At 64.5% G+C, this 25,366-nt stretch carries 17 protein-coding genes; 9 read left to right on the forward strand and 8 right to left on the reverse strand.

Annotated elements, in window-relative coordinates:
• Positions 1–532 precede the first annotated feature (532 nt).
• The 3 genes from FFS49_RS05570 to FFS49_RS05580 all read left to right on the forward strand — a co-directional run bounded on the left by FFS49_RS05570 (position 533) and on the right by FFS49_RS05580 (position 5,216).
• A complete protein-coding gene (locus FFS49_RS05570) occupies positions 533–2,308 on the forward strand; it encodes an alpha/beta hydrolase (protein ID WP_105815358.1) in 1,776 nt (591 codons plus the stop codon).
• A 424-nt stretch (positions 2,309–2,732) separates the two neighbouring features.
• On the forward strand, positions 2,733–3,923 hold the full coding sequence (locus tag FFS49_RS05575) for a glycosyltransferase (RefSeq protein ID WP_071332719.1): 1,191 nt from the start codon (positions 2,733–2,735) through the stop codon (positions 3,921–3,923).
• A gap of 39 nt (positions 3,924–3,962) precedes the next feature.
• Positions 3,963–5,216, forward strand: a complete 1,254-nt coding sequence (locus tag FFS49_RS05580; RefSeq protein ID WP_071332718.1) for a flippase — start codon at positions 3,963–3,965, stop codon at positions 5,214–5,216.
• Positions 5,217–5,343: 127 nt separating this feature from the next.
• Here FFS49_RS05580 and FFS49_RS05585 read toward each other — a convergent pair whose 3' ends face one another.
• On the reverse strand, positions 5,344–6,525 hold the full coding sequence (locus tag FFS49_RS05585) for a polysaccharide biosynthesis/export family protein (protein WP_105815357.1): 1,182 nt from the start codon (positions 6,523–6,525) through the stop codon (positions 5,344–5,346).
• Positions 6,526–7,094: 569 nt separating this feature from the next.
• Between FFS49_RS05585 and FFS49_RS05590 the strand changes: the two genes are divergently transcribed.
• The 4 genes from FFS49_RS05590 (at position 7,095) to FFS49_RS05605 (ending at position 13,510) form a co-directional block, all read left to right on the forward strand.
• Positions 7,095–9,410 carry a GNVR domain-containing protein gene (locus FFS49_RS05590; RefSeq protein ID WP_105815356.1) on the forward strand — a complete coding sequence of 772 codons (2,316 nt, stop codon included), beginning with the start codon at positions 7,095–7,097 and terminating at the stop codon, positions 9,408–9,410.
• A 73-nt stretch (positions 9,411–9,483) separates the two neighbouring features.
• Positions 9,484–10,908, forward strand: a complete 1,425-nt coding sequence (locus FFS49_RS05595; RefSeq protein WP_071332716.1) for a DUF6418 domain-containing protein — start codon at positions 9,484–9,486, stop codon at positions 10,906–10,908.
• A gap of 202 nt (positions 10,909–11,110) precedes the next feature.
• Positions 11,111–12,256 (forward strand): acyltransferase, encoded by a 1,146-nt coding sequence (locus tag FFS49_RS05600; protein WP_105815355.1) that lies wholly within the window; start codon positions 11,111–11,113, stop codon positions 12,254–12,256.
• Positions 12,257–12,262: 6 nt separating this feature from the next.
• Complete coding sequence (locus tag FFS49_RS05605; RefSeq protein ID WP_105815354.1) at positions 12,263–13,510, forward strand: right-handed parallel beta-helix repeat-containing protein; 1,248 nt, start codon at positions 12,263–12,265, stop codon at positions 13,508–13,510.
• 51 nt (positions 13,511–13,561) lie between these two features.
• Here FFS49_RS05605 and FFS49_RS05610 read toward each other — a convergent pair whose 3' ends face one another.
• Positions 13,562–15,142 (reverse strand): mannose-1-phosphate guanylyltransferase/mannose-6-phosphate isomerase, encoded by a 1,581-nt coding sequence (locus FFS49_RS05610; protein WP_105815353.1) that lies wholly within the window; start codon positions 15,140–15,142, stop codon positions 13,562–13,564.
• Positions 15,139–15,801: a drug:proton antiporter gene (locus FFS49_RS05615; RefSeq protein WP_105815352.1), complete on the reverse strand. Its 663-nt coding sequence runs from the start codon at positions 15,799–15,801 to the stop codon at positions 15,139–15,141. Before FFS49_RS05615 ends, FFS49_RS05610 begins: the two co-directional genes overlap by 4 nt.
• Before the next feature lie 204 nt (positions 15,802–16,005).
• Here FFS49_RS05615 and FFS49_RS05620 point away from each other — a divergent pair, with 204 nt between their 5' ends.
• Positions 16,006–17,229 (forward strand): glycosyltransferase family 4 protein, encoded by a 1,224-nt coding sequence (locus FFS49_RS05620; protein WP_224755729.1) that lies wholly within the window; start codon positions 16,006–16,008, stop codon positions 17,227–17,229.
• A gap of 690 nt (positions 17,230–17,919) precedes the next feature.
• On the forward strand, positions 17,920–19,311 hold the full coding sequence (locus FFS49_RS05630) for a sigma-54 dependent transcriptional regulator (RefSeq protein WP_071332711.1): 1,392 nt from the start codon (positions 17,920–17,922) through the stop codon (positions 19,309–19,311).
• A gap of 52 nt (positions 19,312–19,363) precedes the next feature.
• On the opposite strand, the gene FFS49_RS05635 is transcribed toward FFS49_RS05630, so the two are convergent.
• The 5 genes from FFS49_RS05635 to FFS49_RS05655 are packed head-to-tail and all read right to left on the reverse strand — an operon-like array spanning position 19,364 to position 25,314.
• Positions 19,364–21,847, reverse strand: a complete 2,484-nt coding sequence (locus tag FFS49_RS05635) for a glycoside hydrolase family 2 protein (RefSeq protein ID WP_105815348.1) — start codon at positions 21,845–21,847, stop codon at positions 19,364–19,366.
• A complete protein-coding gene (locus tag FFS49_RS05640; RefSeq protein ID WP_105815347.1) occupies positions 21,844–22,902 on the reverse strand; it encodes a DUF1839 family protein in 1,059 nt (352 codons plus the stop codon). Before FFS49_RS05640 ends, FFS49_RS05635 begins: the two co-directional genes overlap by 4 nt.
• On the reverse strand, positions 22,899–23,873 hold the full coding sequence (locus FFS49_RS05645; protein WP_105815346.1) for an amino acid--[acyl-carrier-protein] ligase: 975 nt from the start codon (positions 23,871–23,873) through the stop codon (positions 22,899–22,901). The genes FFS49_RS05640 and FFS49_RS05645 overlap by 4 nt, the downstream gene beginning before the upstream one ends.
• Entirely contained in the window at positions 23,870–25,066 is a 1,197-nt protein-coding gene (locus FFS49_RS05650; RefSeq protein WP_039356921.1) for an acyl-CoA dehydrogenase family protein, read from the reverse strand. Before FFS49_RS05650 ends, FFS49_RS05645 begins: the two co-directional genes overlap by 4 nt.
• Positions 25,063–25,314 carry an acyl carrier protein gene (locus FFS49_RS05655; protein ID WP_039356919.1) on the reverse strand — a complete coding sequence of 84 codons (252 nt, stop codon included), beginning with the start codon at positions 25,312–25,314 and terminating at the stop codon, positions 25,063–25,065. The genes FFS49_RS05650 and FFS49_RS05655 overlap by 4 nt, the downstream gene beginning before the upstream one ends.
• Positions 25,315–25,366: the final 52 nt, after the last annotated feature.

Raw genomic sequence — 25,366 nt, forward strand, 5'->3', positions numbered from 1 at the left:
TGCGTGGCCGTGGCGCCGCAAGTCCGGGAAGCGCGTTGTGAAAATGTAATGTGACGTACGAAATCTGTCGGGATTGAGTGGCCTAATCGTCGATATTCGAACGGGCACGCCATATCCGGTGTGCCGAGCTGATTCGGGGGTAGGGAACGGAAATGTAACGTCATCCGACCAAAAAATTACCAAGACCAATTTCAACCCAGAGGCGCTTGCCGGTCAGGCGATCCTCGACAGGCACTCGCCGGCCCCGGTCGGGCATGCGGGTGTTTTCACATACAGGCGTTTTCGTGGGAACCCAAATCGATACGCAAGGACGGGGCCGGTTACGGGGAATCGGCTCGCATCGTCGCAACGTCAGTCGTTCCCGATTTGCTTTAAGCGGCCGAGCGTACAGGCACCCTCGTTTCGGCCGCAAGTTGAAGTTCGCACGCACGCACGCGCAGGCGTTTCCGGTATCTGGATGCCTGCTTCGCGGCATGCGTCAGGTATTCGGCAGCGCATCGGGCCATCAGGCGCACAGCGCAAGGACCGGATCATGACGCCCATTCAGTTCAACGGATGCGTCGGCTGGTTTCACCCAGGGAGTCGCCCGCATGGCATCGTGATTTGCGAGCCGCTCGGTCACGAGGCGCTCTGGCTTCACAAACTCGTGCGCGCGCTCGCCGAGCATCTCGCCGATCGCGGCTTTCCGGTGCTGCGATTCCACTATCCGGCGAGCGGCGACTCGCTGGGCGACGAACACGACGCAGACCGTTTCGAACACATGCTCGCGAGCGTTCGGCATGCCGTCGATGCATTGCGCGAGCGTGTCGTGTCGGACACGCTGACGCTCGTCGGCGTGCGCGCCGGTGCCGCCTTGGCGCTTCTCGCCGCGGACGGCATCCCCGGGTTCACGCGCTTCGTCGCGCTGGCGCCAGTAGTGCGCGGCCGCGGCTACCTGCGCGAGCTTTCTCTCGTCGCGCAACGCTGGCTCGAGAACGTGCCGCCGGCCGTGCGGGATGCGGTTCGAGAGGAACAGCCTCTCCATGTACTGGGGCATGCGTATCCCGATGATCTCGTCGCGTCGCTCCGAGGCATCAACCTGTGCGAGTCCGCGGGACGATTTCAGACATTGCCGGCGCACGCGTTGCTCGTCGATACGCCGTACGGCGACGCTTCCGCCCTGTCGGACGCGCTGCAGGCACGCAGTGTTTCGGTCGATGTCCGGACCTGCTCCGATTGGGGCGGCCTCATGAGGGAGCCGGTGTGGTCGCGGCTACCCGACGGATTGCTCGACACGGTTGCGAACTGGATCGACGACGGTTCCGATACGGCTGGTCGCGTTTCCGTGCGGGATGCCGGGTCGGCCGTGACGCTGACCGGGGAGGGCAGTATCGAACGGATGATCTCCGTGGGGCCAGGGCGCTTGGTCGGCGTGCTGTGCGAACCGGCCGGCAGCATCCGACGCGCTGCCGCGCCGACCCTGTTGATTACCAATACGGCGGCCAATCCGCATGTCGCCGACGGTCGGTTTGCGGTGCGGCTTGCGCGGTCGCTCGCGGCATCGGGTATCAGCAGCCTGCGTATCGATTCGAGCGGCATCGGCGACAGCGGCCCGCGTGCGAGAGACGATCAGTCGGACATTCCGTATTCGGATCAGGTGATCGTCGATATCGCATCCGCAGCGGACTGGCTGAAGGCGCAGGGGCATCGCGAGATCGTTGCGTTCGGGATTTGCTCTGGCGCGTACGCGTCGCTTCATGCCGCCGCGCGCGAGCACTTCGCCGGCGTGATTGCGGTCAATCTGCCGGTTTTCATCTGGCCACGCGGAGAAACGCTCGCGAATGCCGTCAATAACCAGACAAACTCGATGCGCGGCTATTGGGCATCGCTGCGCAGCCGCCACAAGCTTCGTCGGCTGCTGCTCGAAGGGCGCGACCCGCGGCCGGTACTGCGTGCCGCGTTTCGTCTGGCCACGGGCGCCATGACCGTGCCCGTCAAGCGTGTCGGCGAGCATTTCGGCTGGCGGCCGGGTCACGAGACGCCTCGGGGATTGCTGCATCACATGTCGGCCGGCGGCATCCGTACCCATCTCATCTACGGCACATTCGATACGGGCGTCGACGCGCTCGTCCGGCATTTCGGCCCCGCATCCCGCGCGTTCGCGCATTGGCCGAACGTATCCGTCGACATGCGGGACGGGCTCGACCATTCGTTGCACGGCAACGCCGCTGCGCAGTACGTCGTCACCCGCTGCGCCGAGCTGCTTGCCGGCTGGTACGCGCCGGCCGAATTCGCGGTACCCGCGCAACCGGAGCACGCGCCTTCATGACGTTCGCACAGACGTCGCACGCCGGCCCGGCCGGGCGGCGATCACCGCGTCTCTCCCGGGCGAGCGTCTCGAGAGCGCAGCTCCGGGGCGTCGGCCGGTGGTGGTTTTGCCAAAGTCTCCCGCCAACGTAACCGGACGAACAGATCCGCGGCTTCGGTCACCTTATCCTGATGGTGTCGAGTTTTCATGGGGTTGCCTGTGCGCAAGCGCCATCGCGACTCCATCCAGGAATGACCATGAAGCAAGCGTGTCGGGCACATCGAAAGTGGGGCAGGCGTCACCGCCAGCGGGTAACGCACGATCTTGCACTCGCGACGCGGGATGACGCCGGTTCGCGAAACGAGCGAGCGAAAGCCCGGCCCGGTCATGCAGGCGACGAGGTCGCATCGCACGCGCGGCATGGCGCCCATCGAGGTCGATCGTGATGCATGTGCTGGTGATCAACGACTTCGTCCGGAAGGGGGGAGCCGAGGAAGTCTACCGGGTGTCCGTCGACGTGCTTCGTGCTTGCCAGGGCGTCGTGGTCGAAACCTTCGACGAGCGTGCATTGCCCGACGTCGAAGGCGGCGGGCGCGCGCAGGCATGGTCGCCTGCCGCAGCGCGTGCGCTCCTTACGCTGCTCGATCGATTTCGCCCGCAACGAATTCTCGTGCACAACTACCACAACCTGCTGTCGAGCGCGATTCTGCCCGTGCTCGCTCGCTACAAGCGGCACTCGGGATGTGGACTGTTCATGACCGCGCACGATTACCATTTGTTGTTTTACAACCCGAGCCTGCTTGTCTATTCCCGCGGACGCGCGCAACCGTTGCCGATCGACCAGTTGCATCGCGGCCGGCGCATCGCGCTTGCGGCGAGCCCGCGCGGCTTCCTTCACGATGTCGCGAAGAAGCTGCATTGGCATGCGGTCAATGCGCTTTTCGATCCGCTTGGCTTGTTTGACGAGATTCTCTGTCCGAGTCCGTTCATGCGCGACCTCATTGCGCAGTCTGGCCGAACACGCGCCACGTTGGTACCGAATCCGATCGACTCGACGCTGGTTCCCCGACCGCCGAAACCTGCCCGGGGTGATCGCCTCGATCTGGCGTTCGTCGGTCGCGTGGACGCGGACAAGGGCCTGGGCCGGTTTCTCGCGCTCATGAGCGAATCGGCCGGCGATGCGACTGCGTCGCTGACTGTCTATGGCGACGGATCGGAGCTGACCGACCTGGAAAAACGTTACGCGACACTCGTCGAATCGGGGCGGCTGCGTTTCGCCGGGCGCCTCGATCATGCAACGCTGTTCGCCGCGCTGCCCCAGCACGATGCGCTCGTGTTGCCGTCGATCTGGGTTGAAAACGCTCCCCTCGTGATCGTCGAGGCAGCGATGCTCGGGCTGCCGGCGCTCGTGCATGACATCGGAAGCCTGTCAACCTTCGGGGACGAGATCGGCAACAAGATTCTCTACCGGAACACGTCCGAAGGCTTCGCGCGCGCGCTCGCCGAACTGCGCGCGCACCTCGATAGCGAGAATCGTCACTACGACTGGTCGCGTTACTCGGTCGAATGCTACGCGTCGTCGCTGTGCGCCGTACTCGGCATCGGCGGGGATGTACCGCGAACGTGGACACATTGACAGTCGCGGCACACCGTTTACTCCAGCCCAGAAAGCACGATGACCGCTGTCCGAAAAAATTTTGCGTTGTTGTTCGCGCTGCAAATCTCGACGTACGTTGTGCCGCTCGTCACGTTGCCCCTACTGACGCGCGTGCTCGGCCCCCTGCAATACGGACGGCTGTCGTTCGTGCTGGCGGTGACGACGTATTTCATCAATCTTGCCAATTACAGCTTCGACCTGACAGCGACGCCGCGTGTCGCACTGGCGGACGGCAGGATGGAACGATCCCGGATTTTCTGGGCAACGGTGTGTGCCCAATGGGCGATCACGGTCGTCGGTTTCGCCGTACTCGTCATCCTGACCCTGCTCGTCCCGCATTTCGCGGCAGAGCGCACGGCCCTGCTGATCGGGTTCGGGATGGCGGTGGGCGCTGCGCTTACGCCGGGCTGGTACTTTCAGGGCATCCAGAAGTTGAGCGTCTACAGTGCCACGGTGGTCGTGTACCGTGCATGCAGTGTCGTGGCCTTCTTCATGTGGGTGCGCACGCCGGACGATCTCCTGCACGCGGTTGTCATCAACGCCGCGGTGCCGCTGCTTTGCGGGGTGACGTTGCTTGCCTATCTGTTCTTGCGTCGCGAGATCGAAACTGTCCGTGTGCGGTTCGCCGATATCGCAGCCGCCCTGAAAGGCGGCTCGCAGGTATTTCTGGCATCGACGTCGATCTCGTTCTACGCGTCGACCAATACCGTTCTGCTGAGTATCGTCTCGGGGAGTGTCGCCGCCGGCTATTTTGCCGCGGGTGACAAGTTGATTCGGGCCGCAGTCGGACTGCTTCAACCGCTGAGAGCCGCAACGTATCCACACGTGACATACCTGATGCATCACGCCCGTGACGACGCGTTTGCGTTCTTGCGAAAGCTGATCGTCCTGCAGGGCACGCTGGTGCTGGCCATGTCGGCAACGATCTATGCCTGTGCGCCGTTCGTCGTTCGGATCCTGTACGGCAGCTCGTTTGCGCCGACGGTCGGCGTACTGCGTTGCCTGGCGCTGGTGCCGTTCATGGCATGCATGACGGATCTGTTCGGTGTTCAAACCATGTTGCCGATGGGCATGAAGCGCGCCTTCAGCATCATCCTGATCTCGTCCGGTGTGTTGAACGTGACACTGCTGCCGCCGCTTGCCATGCTGTTCGCGGAGCGCGGGGCGGCTATTGCGGTGTTGATCGCCGAAACGGCCGTCGCTGTCGCGCTCGCGTATGTACTCTGTCGTGACCGGGTCGGCCTGATCAATCTGTCGGCGCGTTCGGGCTGACGCGATTCGCGCGCTGTCGCGGCGGCGATGGCAGCGTGGCGCGTCGGACTTGCCATCCTTCCACGCTGCTGCCAGTGCGAGAGACGGGTCGGCAGGCGTCGCCGTTGTCGTCCTGCCGAAATGCCGATTACTTGGTGACAAGTGCCCCGGTCAATCCCGCGCTGATCGCCGGCAGCAACAGGTTCAACACGCGGCTCGCGCGGACCAGCCCGGTGTTGTCGACGTACACGATATCCTTCGACGCGAGCGGAAACTGATTCGCGAGCAGCATCGAGACGGGCGACTTCAGGTCGAGGTGAAAGATGACCGGCTCGCTGTCGGCGGCCTTGCGCAGCACGAAAACCTGCTGGGCGTTCGACGTCTGCTGGTTGAGCTGGCCAGCCTCCGAAAGCGCCGCGCTCAATGTGAGCGAGCCGTCGCGTTGGGGCGGCACGGCCAGCGGCTTGTTCACTTCACCCATGACGTAGACGGGATTGTCGTCGCGCGCACCCACATGCAATAGGTCGCCTGGCTGCAGCATGATGGTGGCGGGACTTTTGCCGGTCTTCATCATCTGCGCGACATTCACCGGATAGATCTCGCCGTTGCGCGTGACCGTCACGCGGCTCTGATCCGCGGTCGGCGCGAAGCCGCCCGCGCGATTGACCGCTTCGACCAGTGTCATCGGGATATCGTTGATCGTCTGCGAGCCGGGGGCGCGTACTTCGCCGTCTACATACACCTGCTCGGCACGGAACGATGCCACGCGAACGGTCACTTGCGGTTTGACAAATACCTTCCTGAGTGCGGCATCGAGTTCCCGCTGGATCTGCGCCGCGGTCTTTCCGGCCGCGTGGATCGGTCGCGTCACGTAGGGAAACTGCACGTTACCGTCGCTATCCACAACGAAACCAGGCGCTGCGTCGGAGGCCTTCGTGTTCTGCGTGGGCTGGCCGACCGCGGCAGCAAATTCGGGGTGGTCCCACACCGTGATTTGCAGCACGTCACCCGGGCCAAGCTTGTAGCTACTCGGCTTGCCGAGCAAATTGCTCGGGATCGACCACGGGGTATGGTGCTTCTGCTCCGCGTGAATCTGGTTGATCAGCGTCAGATCGATCTGCTTGACCGGGACCTTCATGTCACTGGTCACGTCGCCATCGTCGTTGGTCGTGACCGGCAATGCAGCCCGCTCTGCCATGTGCTGGCCGGGCGCAAACGCACACGCCGAAAGCAGGGTGGCCATCGCCAGGGAGAGCGCGGCGCGCATTCGACGCACTGCAAGGTCGTTTTTTTTCAGCGCGAGCGCATCGAATAGCTGGGAGTTGTTCATATCGTCATTGAGCATGGTAAACCGGCCGACTTGCTGGCCAGGTAGGCCTGTATTCAGAAACAATTTAAATAAATTTAATACTCGCCGTGCCTTCCAGGTTGGAAGATCCTTCGCCTCGGCACCCCGATCTAAATGGTTCCATGTCACCTCGTTTGATAAAAATCGTCAAAACGAGGTGGCGCGGGGAACGACATGAAAAGACGTGTTTACGTCATATGTCTGATTGCATGATCGAGCCACGGTATTGTCATGGGTTGCCGGAAGTCGAAGCAACGCGCACTTAACATAGCACGAGACAGGTTGGCAACCCAGTGATTTGCACTACTAGTGCTTATTAATGTAAGCCATCGCACTTAGCGTACCTGGCATTTATCGCATAGTGGCCGGGACAAACAGAATCACTGGCGTTTCTGGGGCAACGGTTCAGTGACGTACTTTTTGCCGATCTGAGGTCGGATGCAGGGCAGGCGCCCGGGATGGCGCGACCTGGTACGCGTTGCACGGCAGGCATGGCCAAGCGCACGCACCTCCACGCGATGCCTGGCAAGGTGGCAATTTGGGAGTTATGCATGGCATTGGATCGACCTTCGCCTAATGAGTATCGAGACGGAGCGGGAAATATTTCTCGCGACGCGTCCCGCTTTACATTGGCCGAATTACTCGAAAATGTATTTTATTATCGAGGGGCGTTTATTTCCGTATTTCTGGGGTGTCTGCTGTTGGCATTTTTATATGCTATTTCGGCGACGCCGATTTACTCTGTTGATACGCTGATTCAGGTTCAGGAAAACAAGCATAGCGCATTGGGTTCGCTTTCCGAGATTTCGAATGCGCTGGATATTCAGAATTCTGCCGTGGTCGGCGAAATCGATATCGCTCGCTCGCGCACGGTTGTCACCCAGGCGATCGAGGCAACCGCCGCGCAGGCGGAAGTATCAGTCAGCAATCGGATTCCGCTCGTCGCGGGTTTGCTTGGTTCGATCTTGTCGAAAGATGCGAATGGCCTCGTCATTCCGCTGTTCAATACCCCGTTCTGGGCGTGGGGCGGTGAACGAATCGAATTCACCAAGTTCGATGTTCCGAATGCACAGCTTGGCAAAAAGCTGGAGTTTGATTATCTCGACGGCGATCGGTTCGTGTTGAAGGACAGCGATGGGCAGGAGGTGTTGAAGGGCGTAATCGGCACGCCGAGCGAAGGTAACGGTTATCGCGTGAATGTGTCGCGGATCGTGGCGCGCGCGGGCACGGAGTTCCGTGTACGGCGCGTTGCCACGCCCGTGCGACTCGACGCCATCCTGACCAAGTTGACCGGGGCGGAAACGAAACGTCAGTCGGGCATCATGCAGCTCAATCTCGAGGATCCCGATCCGGTGTTTGCTGCGCGACTGCTCAACGCCATTGCCGCGGCTTATCTGGATGTCAACGCGAAGCGGCGTTCGGAGGATGCCGAACGCAGCCAGGCATTCCTCGACGCGCAACTGCCGGCCGTGAAGGCGCGGCTGGAACAGGCGGAGCAGGCGCTGAACACGTTCCGCAACGCGCAAGGGTCGATCGATTCGCAGGGCGATGTCAGGCTGCTCATTGACCAATTGGCGCTGGTCGACAAGGCGCGGCTCGACGCCAAGCTCGAGTACCAGGACCTGTCATCCAAGTATGTTGCCGGACAGCCCCAGCTCGCGGCCGTCGTCAACAAGCTGAAGACGCTCGATCAGCAGTCGGCCGAACTGAAAAGCAAAGTGGCGCACTTGCCGTCGCAGCAGCAGACCTATCTGCGTTTGGCGCGGGACGTCGAAGTCAATAACCAGCTTTATGTCGGCTTGCTGAACAACACGCAGCAGTTGCAGATTGCGAAAGCAGGCACGGTCGGCAATGCGTCCATCATCGACAAGGCCGATGTGAGCGTCAAGCCGATTCGGCCGAAGCGAATGCTCGTGATCGTGTTGGGCGCGGCGGTCGGGCTGATACTGGGCGTTGCCGTGGCTCAAGGCTATGCATTGTTTTTCGGGCGTGTTCGCGATCCGAAGCATCTGGAATCGATGGTGGGCGTTCCGCTGCTTGGCGTACTCCCGTCGTCGCCTCAACAGATCGAGGCCGACTCGAACGGCCGGCCGGCTTTCATGGCCGTGAGGGAGCACCCTGATACGCCGTTTGCCGAAGCGATCGCAGATCTGGCCTTGCTGTTGCATTGCAAGATGACCACCGGGCGCGACGGCGCAAAGACCGTTCTGATTACGTCGCCCGAGCCGGGGCAGGGCAAGTCGATGATCACCGCCAATCTTGCGTGTTTGTCCGCGGACAGCGGCGTCAAGACCTTGCTTGTGCGTGCCCATGCAGGCGAGGCGAGCATCGAGCGATGCTTGCCGGTGAAAGTCGAGAAGTGTTTGTCGGATGTGCTGAAAGGCTCGGTCGATCTCAAGAAGGTAATCTCGCGCGTTCATGACAATCTTGACGTGCTGCCCGCCGGAGCAGAGGGCAAGCCTTTGCGGAACCTTTACGGCACCGAGAAGCTGGAGGCGCTGTTCACTTCACTGCGAGGCGCATACGACCTGATCATCGTAGACGCGCCAATGGCTCATCCGGCCGCAAACGTCGCCATGTTGTCGAGGTTCACCGACATCACGCTGATGGTGGTGCGGCAAGGTTCGGTCAGCTCCGGCGGCGTGGCGGATGCGATCGGGAACCTGAAGAAATTCGGAGCCGATGTGGATGGCCTGGTGTTCAACGGCTTCGAGCCATCTCCGTTCCGCTACGGCTATTACGCGAACGCGCGTCGACCTGCGAAGGAAGCCCAGACGCAGAGCAATCCTCGTCGTGTCCCATCCGAGACGTTTTTGTTCAGGGCATGGATGCGAGTGAGAAAGGAGTTGCTCAGGAACGTTGCGTGAGATCGATTGGCGCGGAGCGTAGCTGCACGGTGCAGGTGCGTGAAAGAAGGAACGAATTTCGGGTTGCGGCACGATGGGTAAGGTGACGGGAACACTGGGAAGCAACGGCGGCTTCGTATCCGCCACCGGCGTGATCGTATTGACGCTATTCACGCTGGCATTGCTGTTCAACGCGGTGATGCCGGCGCTCGGAATGGCGAAGTCGAGCGCTGTGTGCACGTTGCTGCTGGCAACGCTGGGGCTCGTCGGCCTGGTCAGGTCACGTCCGGTGTTTGCCGTGTCGATGCTATACGTGCTGGCGATCGGAATGACCGCATTTCTTGCAGGCGTGGGATTGGAGGACGGCGGCTATCTGACGGAAACCGATGTCATCGGTGACGCGACCGGGGCGTTCAGCCGGCTCCTGTCGTTCTACCTGATTTTTGTCGTCTGTGCGCTCGTTGCCTTCAGTCGATTTCTGGACGAGCGCCCGGTGCGAGCGTCGATCAAGGCGCGGATAGCCTTGCAACCGATCAGCATCGCGATGGGGTTCGGGCTCGCGGCGACCATTATCGCGATCGGTGTGATCGCCGGTCTGACGTCAGGGTTCTCGTTGTTCTCCGGCATCAATCGATATGCGCTACGAAATGATTCATCGAACGGGATGATGTTCAACCTGTTCCTGAACAATCAGTCGTTCATGGGTTTTCTGCTGGGCACCATCGCCACCAGCTCCGACAAGCGCATCCGGGCGGCGGCGATCCTGACGATGGCTGTCGACCTGGCGCTCAATGTGATGCATGGCGAGCAATTCATGGCAGTGCTGCACATCGGGCTGTGCTCGCTTGCCCCGTTCATTTCGATTCACGCGATGAACGGCAAGCCGGTCGTTCGTTATCTGGGTATCGGTGCGGGCCTGGCGCTATTGCTCGGCGCCGTCTCCATCGTCTATTCCTACAGGGGGCAGGGGCTTGAAGTGGCCGACATGCTCTCTTCGCGGTTCCTGCTGCAGGGCCAACCGTGGTACGTGGTCGACAACGATGCCCAACTGTTCACGGCACCGAGGCTCGGTGGCACGGATGCATTCTGGCGTTTCGTGAACTCGCTCGGTTCCTGGACCATGCCAACGTTTTTCGACGAATCCGAGCCGAGCGGCTTGCGTGACTTGATGAAGTCATACACCGAACCGAGCGTTCTCCGGGCCTACATGTTCGACGACGTCACGTTCACGATGGGGAACATGGCCGTGCCCGTGTACTGGTTCGGCTATGCCGGGGGCGCGCTCTTTGTCGCGATGACCGGCCTGGTATACGGCGCGCTCGGTGCGCTGCAGATCGTGGTTGCGATGCGCGGCGGTGTCGTGATGCTATGGCTGATGGCGAAGGTCTTTTCATACGCGACCTTCGCGGTTCAGCAAGGTGAATACTGGATGATGTTCGGCTCGCGTACGGTTTTTTATGCGCTTCTCGCGCTTGTCTGGTGGTATTGGATCGATGCGAAAAATTCAGACCTCAAATGAACCCGGCCAGGCAATCCCGGAGCCCTTCGTCGTGCAGCGGTGCGGGCCGCGGCAAAGTTGCCGAAGCATGCTCGACCATCGCGTCGATCGCTTGTATGTGAGCACGTGCAGTGCGCCTCTGTCTGCTTCGTCGATTTCGGAAATGGATCATCCGGTCATGCATGCGAGCAGCCTTGTACCCTGAGTCTTCATCATTTCCGTCATGTCAAAAGCAAAGCATTCGGAGCGGTTTGACCATATCGACGCAATGCGTGCCGTTGCGGTGATCCTAGTCATCTGGACGCACTATGCTGAACGGTTTGTCCCGCTCGCCGGCTCACAGCATGTACTGGACACCCTGCAGCGTTCCGTGAATTTCGGAAGAATCGGCGTAGTCTTGTTCTTCGCGATCAGCGGGATGCTGATTCCAACTAGCCTGCATGGCGAGATCGGCGCGGGCACCAAGCGGTTTCTCGTTCGACGGTTCTTTCGACTGTATCCCGCGTATTGGCTGGCGCTTCCTGCCGGGTATTTTGTTCACTGGTATCTGTTCGATAAAAGCATGGACGTTCGTGGCTTGCTGGCAAACGTGACCATGATACCGGCGGCGTTTGGGGAAAGTCTGATCCTGCCTCATGGCTGGACGCTGGAAACGGAATTGTATTTCTACGCGTTGTGTCTGATCTTGTTCTGGTGCGGGGCGCTTCACCGGATGCTTCATTTGTGTCTTGTCACGATCGGGTTATGCGGTCTCTTTGTGTTGACCCTCAAGTTACAGCTCTTCCCGACCGATCTTCTCAGTCAGTACAAGACCATGCCGTATCATCTCGGCATCATGTTTTGGGGCGCCTGCTTTCGCATGGCGTATGACAATCCCTCGCAGTCGCTGCATGTCAGATTGGCCGGAAGCGGCGTGCTGTCACGACTATCGCTGACTTACCGATCGGCCGTCGTCTACGTGACGATACCGGTCGTCGGCATTGCGTTGGTGGGGGCCATCGAGGATTGGCGACACCACAACGCGTTCCATCTTCCTATTTCGCTCGCGTACATGATCGGGATCGCGACATTCGCGATACTGGCAACTTTGCTGAAGCTTCGTATCCGTCTGCTTTCATGGATCGGCAAGATCAGTTACTCGATCTACCTGTTGCACAGTCTTCCGCTTTTCGTGGCTTTCTGGTTGTGTCAGCGTTTCCACATCATCGGATGGCCGCTCGGTCTTTACATGATCGTACCGATGGTGCCGTTGATTCCGTTGTCGTGGGCCGGCTACCGACTGTGCGAGGCGCCGTTCGTGAAACTGGCACATGCGCTCACGTCGCGTCGGGGCAGGCGTGTGTTCGCATCGGGTGATGCGACCGGCTGATTCGATATGCACGGATCGCAATGCCAGTTTCGCGTATGCACCGCCATAGCCGGCGTGATGATGGCTGGCGGGCTGATGTGGCCGGGGTTCGTCGAGGCCGTATCCGGCGCGCCCGCACCGGGTGCGATTCACGCGGCCGTACCGGATGCGTACGTTCATCCGGCCCCGGATGCAGCCGATCAGGCTGATGCGCTGCAACGCGCGCTGGACGCGCTGAAGCCGGGCCAGCGATTGGTGTTCATGCCCGGACGGTATGTCGTCGGCTGTTCGTTGTTCGTGCGGCAGCGGCATGTCGTGCTGTCGGGTTTCGGCGCAACGCTGATCGCGACGGCCCCCGGCAATCAGACGATCGAGATGCGGGGCGACGGTACGACGCTCGCCGGGTTTCATTTCGAGGGAACCGGCACGACGCGTCTCGACACGCCGGAGTCGACCAAGGTCGAGGTGACGGGGCACGACGTGCAAGTGCTCGACAACGTCATCGACGGCGGTGCCAGCGCGGGCATCTTCGTGTTTGGCGGATCCGACGTCGCGATCGTCGGCAATCAGGTGCACTCGATGCTCGCCGACGGCATTCACATGACGCACGGTGCGCGCAACGTGCTGGTCCAGGGCAATGTCGTGCGCGGTACCGGCGACGACATGATTGCCGTGGTGAGCTACCTGGCCGACGGGGTGCTGAGCCGCAATGTACTGATTACCGGCAACTCGCTCGAAGGCAACACGTGGGGGCGCGGGATCACGGTGGTCGGCGGCACGGAGGTGACGATCTCGAACAACATCGTGCGTGACGTGCAGGTCAGCGCGGGCATCCTCGTCGCACAGGAAGACAGTTACCGAACCTACGGCGCATCCGACGTCCGGGTCGAGAACAACGTGATTTCGTCCATCCAGACCGCGGCCGGCCGCACCGATCCGCGCCCGCTGACACAGCAGGCCGCGATCGACGTCAGTACGTGGTCGGGCTCGGTGACGCGCGTGGTCGTGATCGGCAACCGCGTGTCGCGCGCGCGGTTTGCCGGCATTCGCGTGTGGGGAAACGTATCGCAGTACCGGATCGCGGATAACCGGTTGTCCGCGATCGGCGGGGAGCCGGTGCAGGTGGGCGGGGGCGGAGGCTGCCCCTCGGGTGGCACGAATGCCGCGCAGTGCAGGATGCCGGTCGCGCAGCCCGCGTCGATCGACGCGGTCGGGGCCGATACGTCGGCGTTGCCGCAAGTGCGCGAAGCGCTCAGGCAGGCGCGCCCGCGCTAGCGCGGCATCGACTGACGAATCGATGCACGCGCCGGCGTGCGCGGCACGCGATTACCGCACGACGTCTCCCTCTACCGCCGGCACGTGCGGCTCCCGCGCAGCGAGCGGGACCGCGTGCTGTTCCGGCAGCGCGTCGACGACGGGGCGCCCGTACTGGTCGTCGAAGCGCACGATATCGTCTTCGCCGAGATAGTTGCCCGATTGCACTTCGATGATTTCGAGCGGAATGCGGCCGGGATTCTCGAGGCGATGGACTTCACCGACGGCGATATACGTCGACTCGTTCTCGCTGAGCAGAAAGGTCTCGTTGCCGCGCGTCACCTTCGCGGTGCCGTGCACGACGATCCAGTGCTCGGCGCGGTGATAGTGCATCTGCAGCGACAGCCGCTTGCCCGGTTCGACGACGATCCGCTTCACCTGGAACCGCTCGCCGAGATCGATCGAATCGTAGTGCCCCCACGGACGCTGCACCTTGCGGTGTTCGCTCGCCTGTGGGCGCCGGTCGCTCTTCAGGCGCGCGACGATGTTCTTCACGCGCTGCACGTCGTGCCTGTTCGCGACGAGCACCGCGTCGGGCGTCTCGATCACGACGACATCCTTCATGCCGACGCACGCGACGAGACGGCCCTCCGAACGCACGAGGCTGTCCTGCGTGTCCTCGAACACGGTCGGGCCGCGGGCGACGTTGCCCTGGTCGTCCTTCGGCATGATTTCCCAGATCGCATCCCACGTGCCGACGTCCGACCAGCCGGCCGAAAGCGGCACCACGATGCCTTCGATGCCGAGTTCGCTGCTGTCGGCCAGGCGCTCCATGACCGCATAGTCGATCGAGTCGGACGGGCAGGCGTCGAACGCCGCGGCGTCGATCCGGAAGAACGGATCGTCGGAGACGCCCGCGCGCCACGCCGACTCGCAGGCCGCATGGATTTCGGGCGCTAGCGCGTGAATCGCCTTCAGCCAGACCGATGCGCGTGTAACGAAAATGCCGCTGTTCCACCAGTAGTCGCCCGACTGCAGGTAGCGCTCGGCGAGCGCCGCGTCGGGTTTCTCGACGAAGCGTCCGATCGAATAACCGCCTTGTCCGCCGTGGCGGCTCGTCCGCGGCTCGCCGACCCGGATATAGCCGTAGCCCGTTTCCGCGCGGCGCGGCAGCACACCGAGCGTCACGATCGCGCCCTCTTGCGCATAACGTGCCGCGCGCGCGATCGCATCCTGGAATGCGCCGGCATCGGCGATCACGTGATCGGCCGGCATCACCGCGAGCACGGGGTCGTCCTCGAACACGCTGGCGTCGAGTGCGGCAAGCGTGAGCGCCGGTGCCGTGTTGCGCGCAGCGGGTTCGAGCAGGATACGGGCGGGCGCCGCACGGTCGACCACTTGTGCGGCGCTCATGATGCGATGCTGTTCGCCGCACACCAGCAACAGCTTGTCGCCCAGCACCGCGTTCGCGATGCCGTTCAGGCGGCGCGCCGTCGCGGACAACGGCGATTCGTTCGAGGTCAGCTCGATCAGCTGCTTCGGAAACTGTTCGCGCGACAGCGGCCAGAGGCGCGTGCCGGAGCCGCCGGCGAGGATGACCGGCAGGATGCGTGGAAGGTCGGGGGCGGGAACCGGGCGTAGGGTGCGTGTCATCGATTGGCTCCGGTATCGGCGGGCAGCCGGTTGTGCACGCGTCCGTCGGCACGCGCGTCTTCGTTCCTGGGCCGGGCCGACGAAACGGTCCGGGACAGCAGTTGGCGCAGCGCGCCGGCGGTGCGGTCGGCCGGCCGGATCATGCCGACGAACGGTGCACCCTGCTCGAGATACGGCCCGTACGCCTTGCGGAATCCGAAGCGTTTGTAGAACGCCTGGCGCGACGCGGGAACGTGCATGCGCAGCGCGGCGTCCGGCCATGCGGCCAGTGCGGCGGTCACTGCACGTTCGAGCAGGTGTTCGAGCGTATCGCCGTCGCGGCACGCTTCGCTCGTCAATACCTTGTCGATCACGACGTCCGGATCGATGTCGTCGCCGGGCAGGAGTCGTGCGTAGGCCGCGACTTCCGCCGTGTCGCCGTTGCGTACGGTTGCATAGACGTGCAATGCACCCGCGTCCTTGCCGTCGATGTCGAGATGGGTATGCGCATCCTCGACGACCAGCACGGTGTTGCGTGCGCGCAGGATTGCATAGAGATCGACGGCGCTCAGATGTTCGAATTCACAACAATGCCATTCCATGATGCGGTCCTCGTGTGAAACCTTCAGCACGCCATGTCGCACGGATACGTTCGTCCGGTGCGAAGCGGCGATGATCATGATGCGGATGCGGCGCGCGCCGGTCTGTTCGAAAGCTTACCCATGCTCGGGGTTCGCCCGGGCGAGGCGCCATCTGCCGACAGCGCCGTAATGTCCGCCAGCACACATCGGCGGTGCCGGTGTTTCCCGATAATTGCCATGGCGAGGTGGCCGCGTTGCGCGGCCCATCCCTGTCGAACGTCAATGGAGAATCGGGAGCGGTACTTGAAGATTGCGATCGTTCACGACTGGCTGGTCGTGCCTGGCGGCGCCGAACGCGTGCTGGCGCACATGATCGACTGCTTTCCGCAGGCCGATGTCTACAGCCTCGTCGATTTCCTCGAGGATCGGGACTGCCTGCGCGGCCGCGCGGTGCGCACGTCCTTCATCCAGAAGCTGCCGTTCGCGCGCACGCGCTACCGCAGCTACCTGCCGTTGTTTCCGCTGGCCATCGAACAGTTCGACCTGTCGGCGTACGATGTCGTGCTGTCGAGCTCGTATGCGGTTGCGAAGGGCGTGCTCAGCGGCCCGGACCAGTTCCACGCCAGCTACGTGCATTCGCCGGTGCGCTATGCGTGGGACCTGCAACACCAGTACCTGAACGAGGCCGGCCTCGCGCGCGGGCCAAAATCGGTCATCGCGCGTGCGCTCCTGCATTACATCCGCAACTGGGATGCGCGTTCGGCGAACGGCGTCGATCGCGTGGCCGCCAATTCGCACTTCATCGCGCGCCGCATCCGCAAGACTTACCGGCGCGATGCGACCGTGATCTATCCGCCGGTCGACGTCGACCACCTGTCGCCGCGCGCGGACAAGGAGGCGTTCTACCTGACCGCGTCGCGGCTCGTGCCGTACAAGCGGATCGACCTGATCGTCGACGCGTTCTCGCGCACGCCGGAACGCCGCCTCGTCGTGATCGGCGACGGGCCGGAGATGGAGAAGATCCGCGCGCTGGCCGGGCCGAACGTCACGCTGCTCGGTTACCAGCCGTTCGACGTGCTGCACGACCACCTGCAGCGTGCGCGCGCATTCGTGTTCGCCGCGGAAGAGGATTTCGGCATTTCGCCGGTCGAGGCGCAGGCATGCGGCACGCCCGTGATCGCGTACGGGAAGGGCGGCGTGCGCGAGTCGGTGCGGGCGTGGCCTGGCACCGGCGCAACGGGCCTGTTCTACCGCGCGCAGACGGTCGATGCACTGGTCGATGCGCTTGCCCGATTCGAAGCGCTGCCGCGCGGGGCGATCGATCCGCACGCGTGTCGCGCGAATGCCGAGCGCTTCAGCTCGGCGCGCTTTCGGGACGCGTTCACGCGCTTCGTGATGGATGGCTATGCCGCGTTGCAGGAGGAGATGGCCGGTCCCGCCGGTTTCGCGCCGCACGGCGATGCGTCGATCGAGGGCGCCATGGGCGATCTGCGGGATCGGGAGGGCGAGACGGCGCTGCGAACCTGAGCGGCGATCGCGCGGGATGATTACGGAGTGTAACCGCCGGGCGGCCCGCGCGCCGTGCCCGGACGGCGCCGCCGGCCGGCGGCGCGCGCGATTATGTGGCGTGCGGCGTGCGGTGCCGGTCTTTTTAAAGGATTGCGGTGAAAATCACGCGCAATCGAGGGGGCCGATCTGGCGGAAATGTAGTATTTGGCACTGATTGACGCGATTGTTGAGAGAGAATCAAATCTTGGTAGCCAAAGGTGTATCGCGCGGGGCGACCGGCTGCGTAACCGGCTGATTCAGGATTATCTTTTGGTAACAAGACCATCTCGAAACGAGGTGTAAATTCACGAACGGATGAAGTGCGGCGGTCATTCCGCTTGTGGGTTGGCCGCCATCCGGTTCGGTATCGGGCGCGATCGTCGTGTACGACGCGACGCACGCTCGGACGGATGCTCCGTTTGTCGACGTGCCCCGCCTGCCGGCGGGTCGCGTCAAAGCGGGAACGTCGCGGCTCGCGCAGCCGCGCGTTCCCTTTGAGTTCGATGACAACGAGGCCGGATGACATCCGGCTCGACCTCCGGGGGTTCTCGCCGTGTGCAGTTTCGATCTTCGCCAAGGCTGCGGAAACGCAGCGCGGAAAGGTGGCCATGCGCCGCCGGCCGCAGCGCACGCGAACGGTTCGCGGAGTGGAGAAAGTGATGGTTCGTTATGAATATGCCAATAACGCGCGATAAGAGCGCCGACGCGGGGAGTGGTAACGGGCAGCGTCCGCTGATTTACTGGACGCAGTCGCCGTCCGTCATGCTCCGGAAGGAACTGGCGCGACGCGACTGGAAAGTGTCGATCGTCGCGCAGGCGAGCGAGTTGCGCGACACGTCCGGCGAAATCACCTGCGGCATCCTCGACCTGAGCGGCGGCCATGCCGACGCGATCGGCAGCATCGCGTCGACCTGCGCGTCGATGCGCGACGTCGTCTGGGTCGCACTCATCGATGTCGGCCAGACCGCTTCTCCGAACGTTCGCGCGCTGTTGCGCGACTATTGCTTCGACTACGTCACGTTGCCCGCCTCGCACCAGCGCATCGCCGATACGGTCGGCCACGCGTACGGCATGGAGTGCCTGTTCGCGCGCGACCGCGAACGGCTCGAATCGGAGGAAAAAGGCATCGTCGGCACCTGCAGCGCGATGCTGCGGCTGTTCGATACGGTGCGGCGCTTCGCGCGCACCGACGCACCGGTGTTCGTGTTCGGCGAAACAGGGACGGGCAAGGAGTTGACTGCCGTCGCGATCCATCGCCATTCTGAGCGCCGCAACGGCCCGTTCGTCGCGGTCAACTGCGGCGCCATTCCGCCGCATCTGCTGCAATCCGAACTGTTCGGCTATGAGCGCGGCGCATTTACCGGCGCGAACGCGCGCAAGATCGGCTATGTCGAAGCGGCGAACGGCGGCACGCTGCTGCTCGACGAGATCGGCGACCTGCCGCACGAGAGCCAGGCGAGCCTGCTCCGCTTTCTGCAGGAACGTGCAATTCATCGCCTGGGCGGTAGCGATCCGGTGCCGGTCGATGTCCGGATCGTGTCGGCGACGCACGTCGACTTGCGCGAAGCGATGGAGGAAGGGCGTTTCCGGCCGGACCTGTTCCACCGTCTGTGCGTGATGCGCATCGACCAGCCGCCGCTGCGCGCGCGCGGCAAGGACATCGAGCTGCTCGCGCATCACATGCTCGAACGCTTCCGCGGCGACGCGCGCCATCGCGTGCGTGGCTTCTCGACGGATGCGATCACGGCACTCTACAAGCACGACTGGCCCGGCAACGTCCGCGAGCTGATCAACCGCGTGCGCCGCGCGGTCGTGATGACGGAAGGGCGCCTGATTACCGCGCAGGATCTCGAACTCGAATACTGTCTCGATGCCGCGTCACCGTCGGTGGCCGACATCCGCAAGTCGATCGAACGCGAGGCGATCGAAACCGCCCTGTTGCGCACGCGCGGGCGCGTCGCCGCGTCGGCCCGCGAGCTCGGCGTGTCGCGCGCGACGTTGTATCGCTGGATGGAGGCATACGGGATCGAGCGGCCGCGCGGCACGGGCTCGTCCGACTGAGATTCATTCGACAAGGCGACACTCGCGGTTGCCGAAGGCCGCGAGTGTCGCGTCAACCGGCCTGCGTGGCGCGCACCGTGCGCGCGGCGTTCACGGCCCGGATTTCCACGGTCGGCGGCCCATCGGTCGCGGCCGCATGCTTCCCGATCATTTCAAGCGGAACGAGCGCGACGCGCGCCGGCGTGCCGGGCGCGAGATGGAACCAGTCGTCGCGGGGCACGTAGCCCGGTGCATCGATCTGCACATGACGCGCGACGTGCCGTGTATCGATGTCGACGTGCCACGTGTCACCGGTGCGCGACACGCACGCTTCCAGCCCGAGTTCACGGCGCGCCAGCACGGCCGGATGCGTGCGGGACGGGAAATGGAACGCCTGCGACAGCTGCGTGCCGTCGTCGGCACGCAGCGTCGCGACGACGGTGTCGTGTTCGCAAGGCGCGAAGCGGTACGCGTAGGTCCAGTCGAAGAACCGGCCGAGCAGCTCGGCCGAGCCGATTCGCACCGTGTCGTGCGCGGCGATCCGCACCGGGCAACCGGCACGCGCGACCGGTGTGCGGCCGTCGCGCAGCGCGACCAGCTCGAGTGCGGCCGACAGCGGCGCGGGGCGCTCGTTGACGACATGCACGTCGAGCCCGTTCAAGCCTTCGTCGACGAGCAGCACCTGCACGGGCTGCAGGACCTGGCGCAACGCATGCCACGCCGATTTCGGCCGGTGCGCGGCGTCGATCAGCCCCCAGCCGGCGCCCGGCATCACGTCCTGGAACTGCCAGACGAGCGCGCCGGCGCAGCGCGAGCCGGTGCGCCGCCATTCGGAAAACGTTTCGCGCATCAGGTCCGCGATCACCGCGCGCGACAGCTCGAAGTAGCGCGCCGGATCCTCGCGCCGCAGCCGGTCGGGCACGACGTCGTAGAGCGTCTGCAGATAGTGGTCGCGAATGTCCTCGAAATCCCACGACGTGCCGGGGTCGCGCGGCACGGCTGCCTTCCAGCGTGGCTCGTGCACGCCGGGCCAGCCGAGCTCGGCGAGCGTCGCGTCGCACGGCACGTTCGAGAATGCGAGGCATTCGCTCGCGAAGCGCACGTCCGCGCGGCGCGCGTCGTCGAGCGGGCGCAGGTACGCACCGACGCCGTAGTAGTGCGACACGCGTTCGCGCGGGGCGAACGGCAGCACGCCGCCGTCGGGCGAATCGGGCACGTACGGGACGTCGGGTCGGCATGCGGCCGCGTGGCCGGCCAGCCGGTCGGCGGTCAGCTCGAGGAAGCGCTGCTTCGGCCCGAGCCCGGACATCGCGGCCTGTTGTGCGATCTCGCTGCCGCCGCACAGTACGGCAAGCGACGGCGACGCGCTGTGCCGCGACAGGAACTGACGGACTTCGCGATCGACGTTGTCCGCGAATGCGGGATCGTCGAGCGCATAGTCGAAGTTCGCGAACATGAAATCCTGCCAGACCAGCAGCCCGAGCCGGTCGCACCACGCGTGAAAGGCATCGGCCTCGTAGGTCATCGTGCCACCGACGCGGATCATGTTGAAGCCGGCGTCGCGCGCAAGCCCGAGCAGGCGGGCGTAGGTGGCGTCGTCCGCGTGCAGCGTGCGCGGCGCGGCGCTGCTCCAGCATGCGCCGCGCGCGAACACGGGCACGCCGTTGATGCGCAGCTCGAAGCCCTTGCCGTCGGCGCCGGCGTCGACTTCGATCGTGCGGAAACCGGTTGCGCCGAGCGGTCGCAATGCGTCGCCGAGATGCAGGGCCACGTCGTACAGCACCGGCTCGCCGTGCGTATGCGGCCACCAGCGGCACACGTTGGGCACCGCGACGCTCGCGCGCAGACGGTCGGGGCCGGCGCGTTCGAGCGTGGCGTGGTGCTTGCCGCACGACAGCCGTGCGGCGAGCGCGTCGGGCAGCGGCGCGGCGAACGTCAGTTCCGCGTCGAGCCAGCCCGTGTCGCCTTCGATGCGCGCGTGCAGGTCGCAATCGACGAGCACGGGCCCGTCAGCGGGATCGAGCACGTCCACGGGCCGCCACGGGCCGGTCGGCACATGCGGCGGAAACCAGCCCGGCATGTGTCCGAACAGCGACGTGCGGACCGTGCGCAGCGCCGCCGGCTCCGCGAGCCGCGTCCGCCAGCGTGCGCGGCGCGGCGCGCGCGTGTCGCGCAGGTGCGCGGCGAGCGCCCGGAAGCAGACGGTCAGCCGGTGCGTACCGTCGAGCGATACGGAAACGTCGTGTGCGACGAACATGCTGTCGGAGCGGAGGATCGGCGTGTCGTCGAGCCACGCTTGCGCGAGCGTCGCGAGGCCGTGAAAGCGCAGCACGCGCGGCCCGTGTCCGCGCAGTTCGATCCGGTACCAGTGGTCGCGCTCGTCGAGCGATGCGGCTTCGTCGAGCCGGCCCGCGAGCGCGAGCGACTGCGCGACCGTGCCGGGCACGGTCGCCGGGATCCAGCCGTCGCCGGCCGCCGGGAGATCGCGCGGTTCCCGCGCGGCGCCCGCGGCCGTCGCCAGCATCGACCACGCGGGCAGGGCACGCGTGCGCGTCACCGCATGGCCGGCACGGGTGCCGCCGTGTCGCTGCGCACGGGCTTCATGTGCCGCAGCGGCAACGCGATCTGCCGCGCGCACGCCACCACATCCGTATAGGCGGCCTCGATCGCTTCGAGCGTCGAGTCGCCGCGCTCCTCCTTGCCGCGCGCGCACGCGCGTGCGAGCCGGAATTCGAGCACCATCGCTTCGGACGCGATGCGGTCGCATGCGGCACGGATCTCGGCGAACGGCCCGACGCAGCCGCTGGCCTGCAGCCAGCGCGCGTAATGGCCGAACAGCTCGAAATTTGCGCCGAGCTGCCGCACCGAGTTGAACGAGTACGCATGGAAATGCTCGAGCGGCGAATCGGCGAGCGTCCGCGCATCGGTCTGCAACTGCCGCCGGAACGCGGCGATCGGGTTGACGACCGGCAGGCGCCGCAGGTGGCGCTGCAGCGCGGCGAGCGACGTTTCGCACAGCTCGCGCTCGTCGAGCGGCGCAAACCGCCGCTTCGCGCATTCCACGTAAGGCGGCAGCGTCATCGGCGAGTTGCCGCCGACGAGCCCGTTGTAGTCGAAATCCTCGGCCACGTAATACCCGCTGTTGTGGAAGTAGCCGATCTGGTGTTTCGCGCGGTCGATGGCATCGATGCCGATCGTCGTCTTCGTGTGCTGCGTGCGGTAGCTGCTGCCGCGCGTATCGGGCAGGAACCACGCGTCGACCTCGACGATCATCAGGTGGCCGCGCGCAACCTGCGTCTCGATGTGCTGGTCGAGCGGTTCGTAGATCGAGTGTTCCTGCACGACGATGCCGTACAGCCGCTCGAGTTCGTCGTGCGGAAACTTGAAGAACGTGAACTGGTCGCCCTCGAAATCGAGCGCAATCGTAAACGGCAGCGCCGCGTACGGATTGAAGCCCCACCACCGGAGCACCTCGAGCCACATGTCGACGTAGCAGTTGGTCTGTTTCCAGACCATCTCCTGGCTATGCAGCGGATGCGGGCGGTAGTGGCGCGCGCGGTGGCGCACATCCTCGAACGACGCGTCTTCGCCGTCGCGGGACACGAATCTCATGGCGTGCCCCACAGCACGTCGCGGACTTCGCGCGGCCATGCGTCGATGTCGAAGCCGTGATGGCGGAACAGTGCGAGCGTGAGCCGTTCGAGGCCGAAGCCGACGCAGCCCGTGTGCGCGACGTCGCCCGTCGCGGTGCGGATGTCCCACAGCAGCCCGAAATGGTCCATGTGGTAGTTGAAGCTCAGGCAAGCGGTCTGGCGATCGTCGTGCTCGATCGGGATCAGCAGCTCGAATTTCAGGTTCTGCTCGCGCTGGCTGTTCGCGACGATCTTGCCGCCGCGCCCGAAGAACGGGTCGTTCGCGAGGTCGATCGCGTTGGGCAGGCGCAGCGCCTCGATCATCCGCGTGCCGCGTTCGATCCAGGTCTCGCGGAACGACACGATCTGCTCGGGCGTGCCGATCCGCACGTACTCGCGCATCCGGAACAGCTGCATGCGGGTCGGGTCGAGCGACGGCTCGTGGCGGAAGCAGTACGAGAAGACGTCGACGATCCGGCCGTCGGCCGGCAGCTTACCCGCGCGTGCGACGACAGGGTAGACCGGGTAGCACGCGGCGGGCGTCATCACGACGTAGGTCGGCTTCTGGCTTTCCGTCCAGTCGTCGCCGCGATCGAGGCACTGCAGTACGCGCTGGTGCTGGTGTTCGTCGCCGCAGAACGCATGCACGCTGCCCGCGAGCTGCGGGAAGCTCTTCATGTATTCGCTGCGCTCGAACTCGGTGCGGCTCATCGCCGGCGGGAAGCGCAGCACTTCGGCCTGCTGGTCGGCGCCGATGCGCGTGACGAACGCGTCGAGCGCTTCCACGACGCGCTCGAACCGTTCGCTGCGGCCGAACAAACCCTGGATGCCGGTCGAGACCAGCAGGCCCGCGTCGATCAGTTCGTCGCGCAGCGGGTTGACGCCCGCGCGGTCGATCGGTGCATCGGCGGGAGCGGAGGCGGCGGAGGGCACGGCAAGGCGATCGTTCACGTATGTTTCTCCAGCGTCGCAGGACGCAGCGCGAGCAGCAGGTTCGAGGTGTTGACGGCAATGCGGTCGTTGCTGATCATCAGCGGCGCCGCATGCAGGTCGCGAATGTGGCGGCCGATGCTGAACGGCGTGCCTTGCTTGTAGCCGGCCATCCCGCAGATCATCATGGCCTGGTGCGCGACTTCCAGCGCGGTCGTCGACACGTAGGTCTTCAGCGTGTTGATCTCGGCGGCCCGGGCCATGCCGGCCGACCACGAGCGGGACGCCGGGTTCGCGTGAAGGCGCAACACGTTGTCGACGCGGGCCTGCATCGCCTGCATCAGCGCGAGCGATTCGGCGATGCGCCGCGACGCGGGCGACGGTGCGCCGTCGGTCTGGCGGGCCTGGGCGCGGAAGAACTGGTGCGCGCGGTGGAACGCGTCGCCGGCTACACCGATCCATACCGCGGCCCACAGGATGTGCGACACCGGCACCATCGTTTCCTCGGCGATCTTCGCGAACGGTACCGGCAGGCACTGGACGGCGGCGCCGTGCGCATCGAGCTCGAAGCCGTTGCTGCAGGTGCCGCGCATCCCGAGCGTGTCCCATTCGCCGCGGCGCGTGAGCGTGTAGCCGTCGCGCAGCAGCGTGACGAGCACCTGCTCGGAAGCCGGCGCGTCCGCATCGCGTCGTGCGGTCGCGAGGATGCCGTCTGCATAGTCGCCATACGAGATCGTCGGCGCAGATTTGCGCAGCCGGAATTCGCCGCCGCTGGTTTCGAGCGCGCACTGGCTCGCGCGCAGGTTGCCGCCGACGCCGTCTTCCGACGTGGCCGATGCGAGCAGCCACTGGTGGCGCACGAGCTGTTGCAGGAACAGCTTGTGCCAGCCCTGGTCGGCGGCGTGATCGACGATGCAGGCGACCTGGATCTGGTGCATCGCGAACACCATCGCCGACGATGCGCAGGCCTGGCCGAGAATCGAGCAGGCCGACGCGATGTCTTCCAGCGACGCGCCCACACCGCCGAGATGGGTCGGCACCATCGCGCCGAGCAGGCGGCGCGCGCGCATCGCCTCGATCGCCTCGACGGGGCAGCGCGCGTCGCGGTCGACCGCGTCCGCGTGCTGCGCGGCGATCTGCGCGACGGCATGCGCGGCCTCGTCGAGCCGACGCGCATCGCTGTCGGCCGCGAGTTCGGGAAGCAGCGCGCTCATGCCGAATGCTCGGTGCGTTGCAGCGTGGTGATCGTGTCCGCGAGCGCGTCGATGCTGCGGAACAGGTTGCGGTTCAGCATCTCGTCGGGAATCTCGATGTTGAATTGCTTCTCGATCGCGAGCATCAGCTGGATCGTGTCGAGTGACGAAAGGCCGGCTTCGTAGAGGTCGTCCCCGTCGCCGATCGAATCGATCGCGGCTTCGAGATGGGCGACGTGCTTCAGGATGGTTTTGATTTCGTTTTTCACGTGCTGCTCCGGCGTGCGTGGTGTCGTCCGCTCGGGCAGACGCGCGACACGC

The organism is Burkholderia sp. 4NA327C6, assembly GCF_005502655.1.
Lineage (GTDB): Bacteria > Pseudomonadota > Gammaproteobacteria > Burkholderiales > Burkholderiaceae > Burkholderia > Burkholderia contaminans.

Excerpts from the sequence above, each read along its gene's own strand:
- FFS49_RS05570 (WP_105815358.1), top strand. The coding sequence starts at position 533 with ATGACGCCCATTCAGTTCAACGGATGCGTCGGCTGGTTTCACCCAGGG.
- FFS49_RS05575 (WP_071332719.1), top strand. The coding sequence starts at position 2,733 with ATGCATGTGCTGGTGATCAACGACTTCGTCCGGAAGGGGGGAGCCGAG.
- FFS49_RS05580 (WP_071332718.1), top strand. The coding sequence starts at position 3,963 with ATGACCGCTGTCCGAAAAAATTTTGCGTTGTTGTTCGCGCTGCAAATC.
- FFS49_RS05585 (WP_105815357.1), bottom strand. The coding sequence starts at position 6,525 with ATGAACAACTCCCAGCTATTCGATGCGCTCGCGCTGAAAAAAAACGAC.
- FFS49_RS05590 (WP_105815356.1), top strand. The coding sequence starts at position 7,095 with ATGGCATTGGATCGACCTTCGCCTAATGAGTATCGAGACGGAGCGGGA.
- FFS49_RS05595 (WP_071332716.1), top strand. The coding sequence starts at position 9,484 with ATGGGTAAGGTGACGGGAACACTGGGAAGCAACGGCGGCTTCGTATCC.
- FFS49_RS05600 (WP_105815355.1), top strand. The coding sequence starts at position 11,111 with ATGTCAAAAGCAAAGCATTCGGAGCGGTTTGACCATATCGACGCAATG.
- FFS49_RS05605 (WP_105815354.1), top strand. The coding sequence starts at position 12,263 with ATGCACGGATCGCAATGCCAGTTTCGCGTATGCACCGCCATAGCCGGC.
- FFS49_RS05610 (WP_105815353.1), bottom strand. The coding sequence starts at position 15,142 with ATGACACGCACCCTACGCCCGGTTCCCGCCCCCGACCTTCCACGCATC.
- FFS49_RS05615 (WP_105815352.1), bottom strand. The coding sequence starts at position 15,801 with ATGATCATCGCCGCTTCGCACCGGACGAACGTATCCGTGCGACATGGC.
- FFS49_RS05630 (WP_071332711.1), top strand. The coding sequence starts at position 17,920 with ATGAATATGCCAATAACGCGCGATAAGAGCGCCGACGCGGGGAGTGGT.
- FFS49_RS05640 (WP_105815347.1), bottom strand. The coding sequence starts at position 22,902 with ATGAGATTCGTGTCCCGCGACGGCGAAGACGCGTCGTTCGAGGATGTG.
- FFS49_RS05650 (WP_039356921.1), bottom strand. The coding sequence starts at position 25,066 with ATGAGCGCGCTGCTTCCCGAACTCGCGGCCGACAGCGATGCGCGTCGG.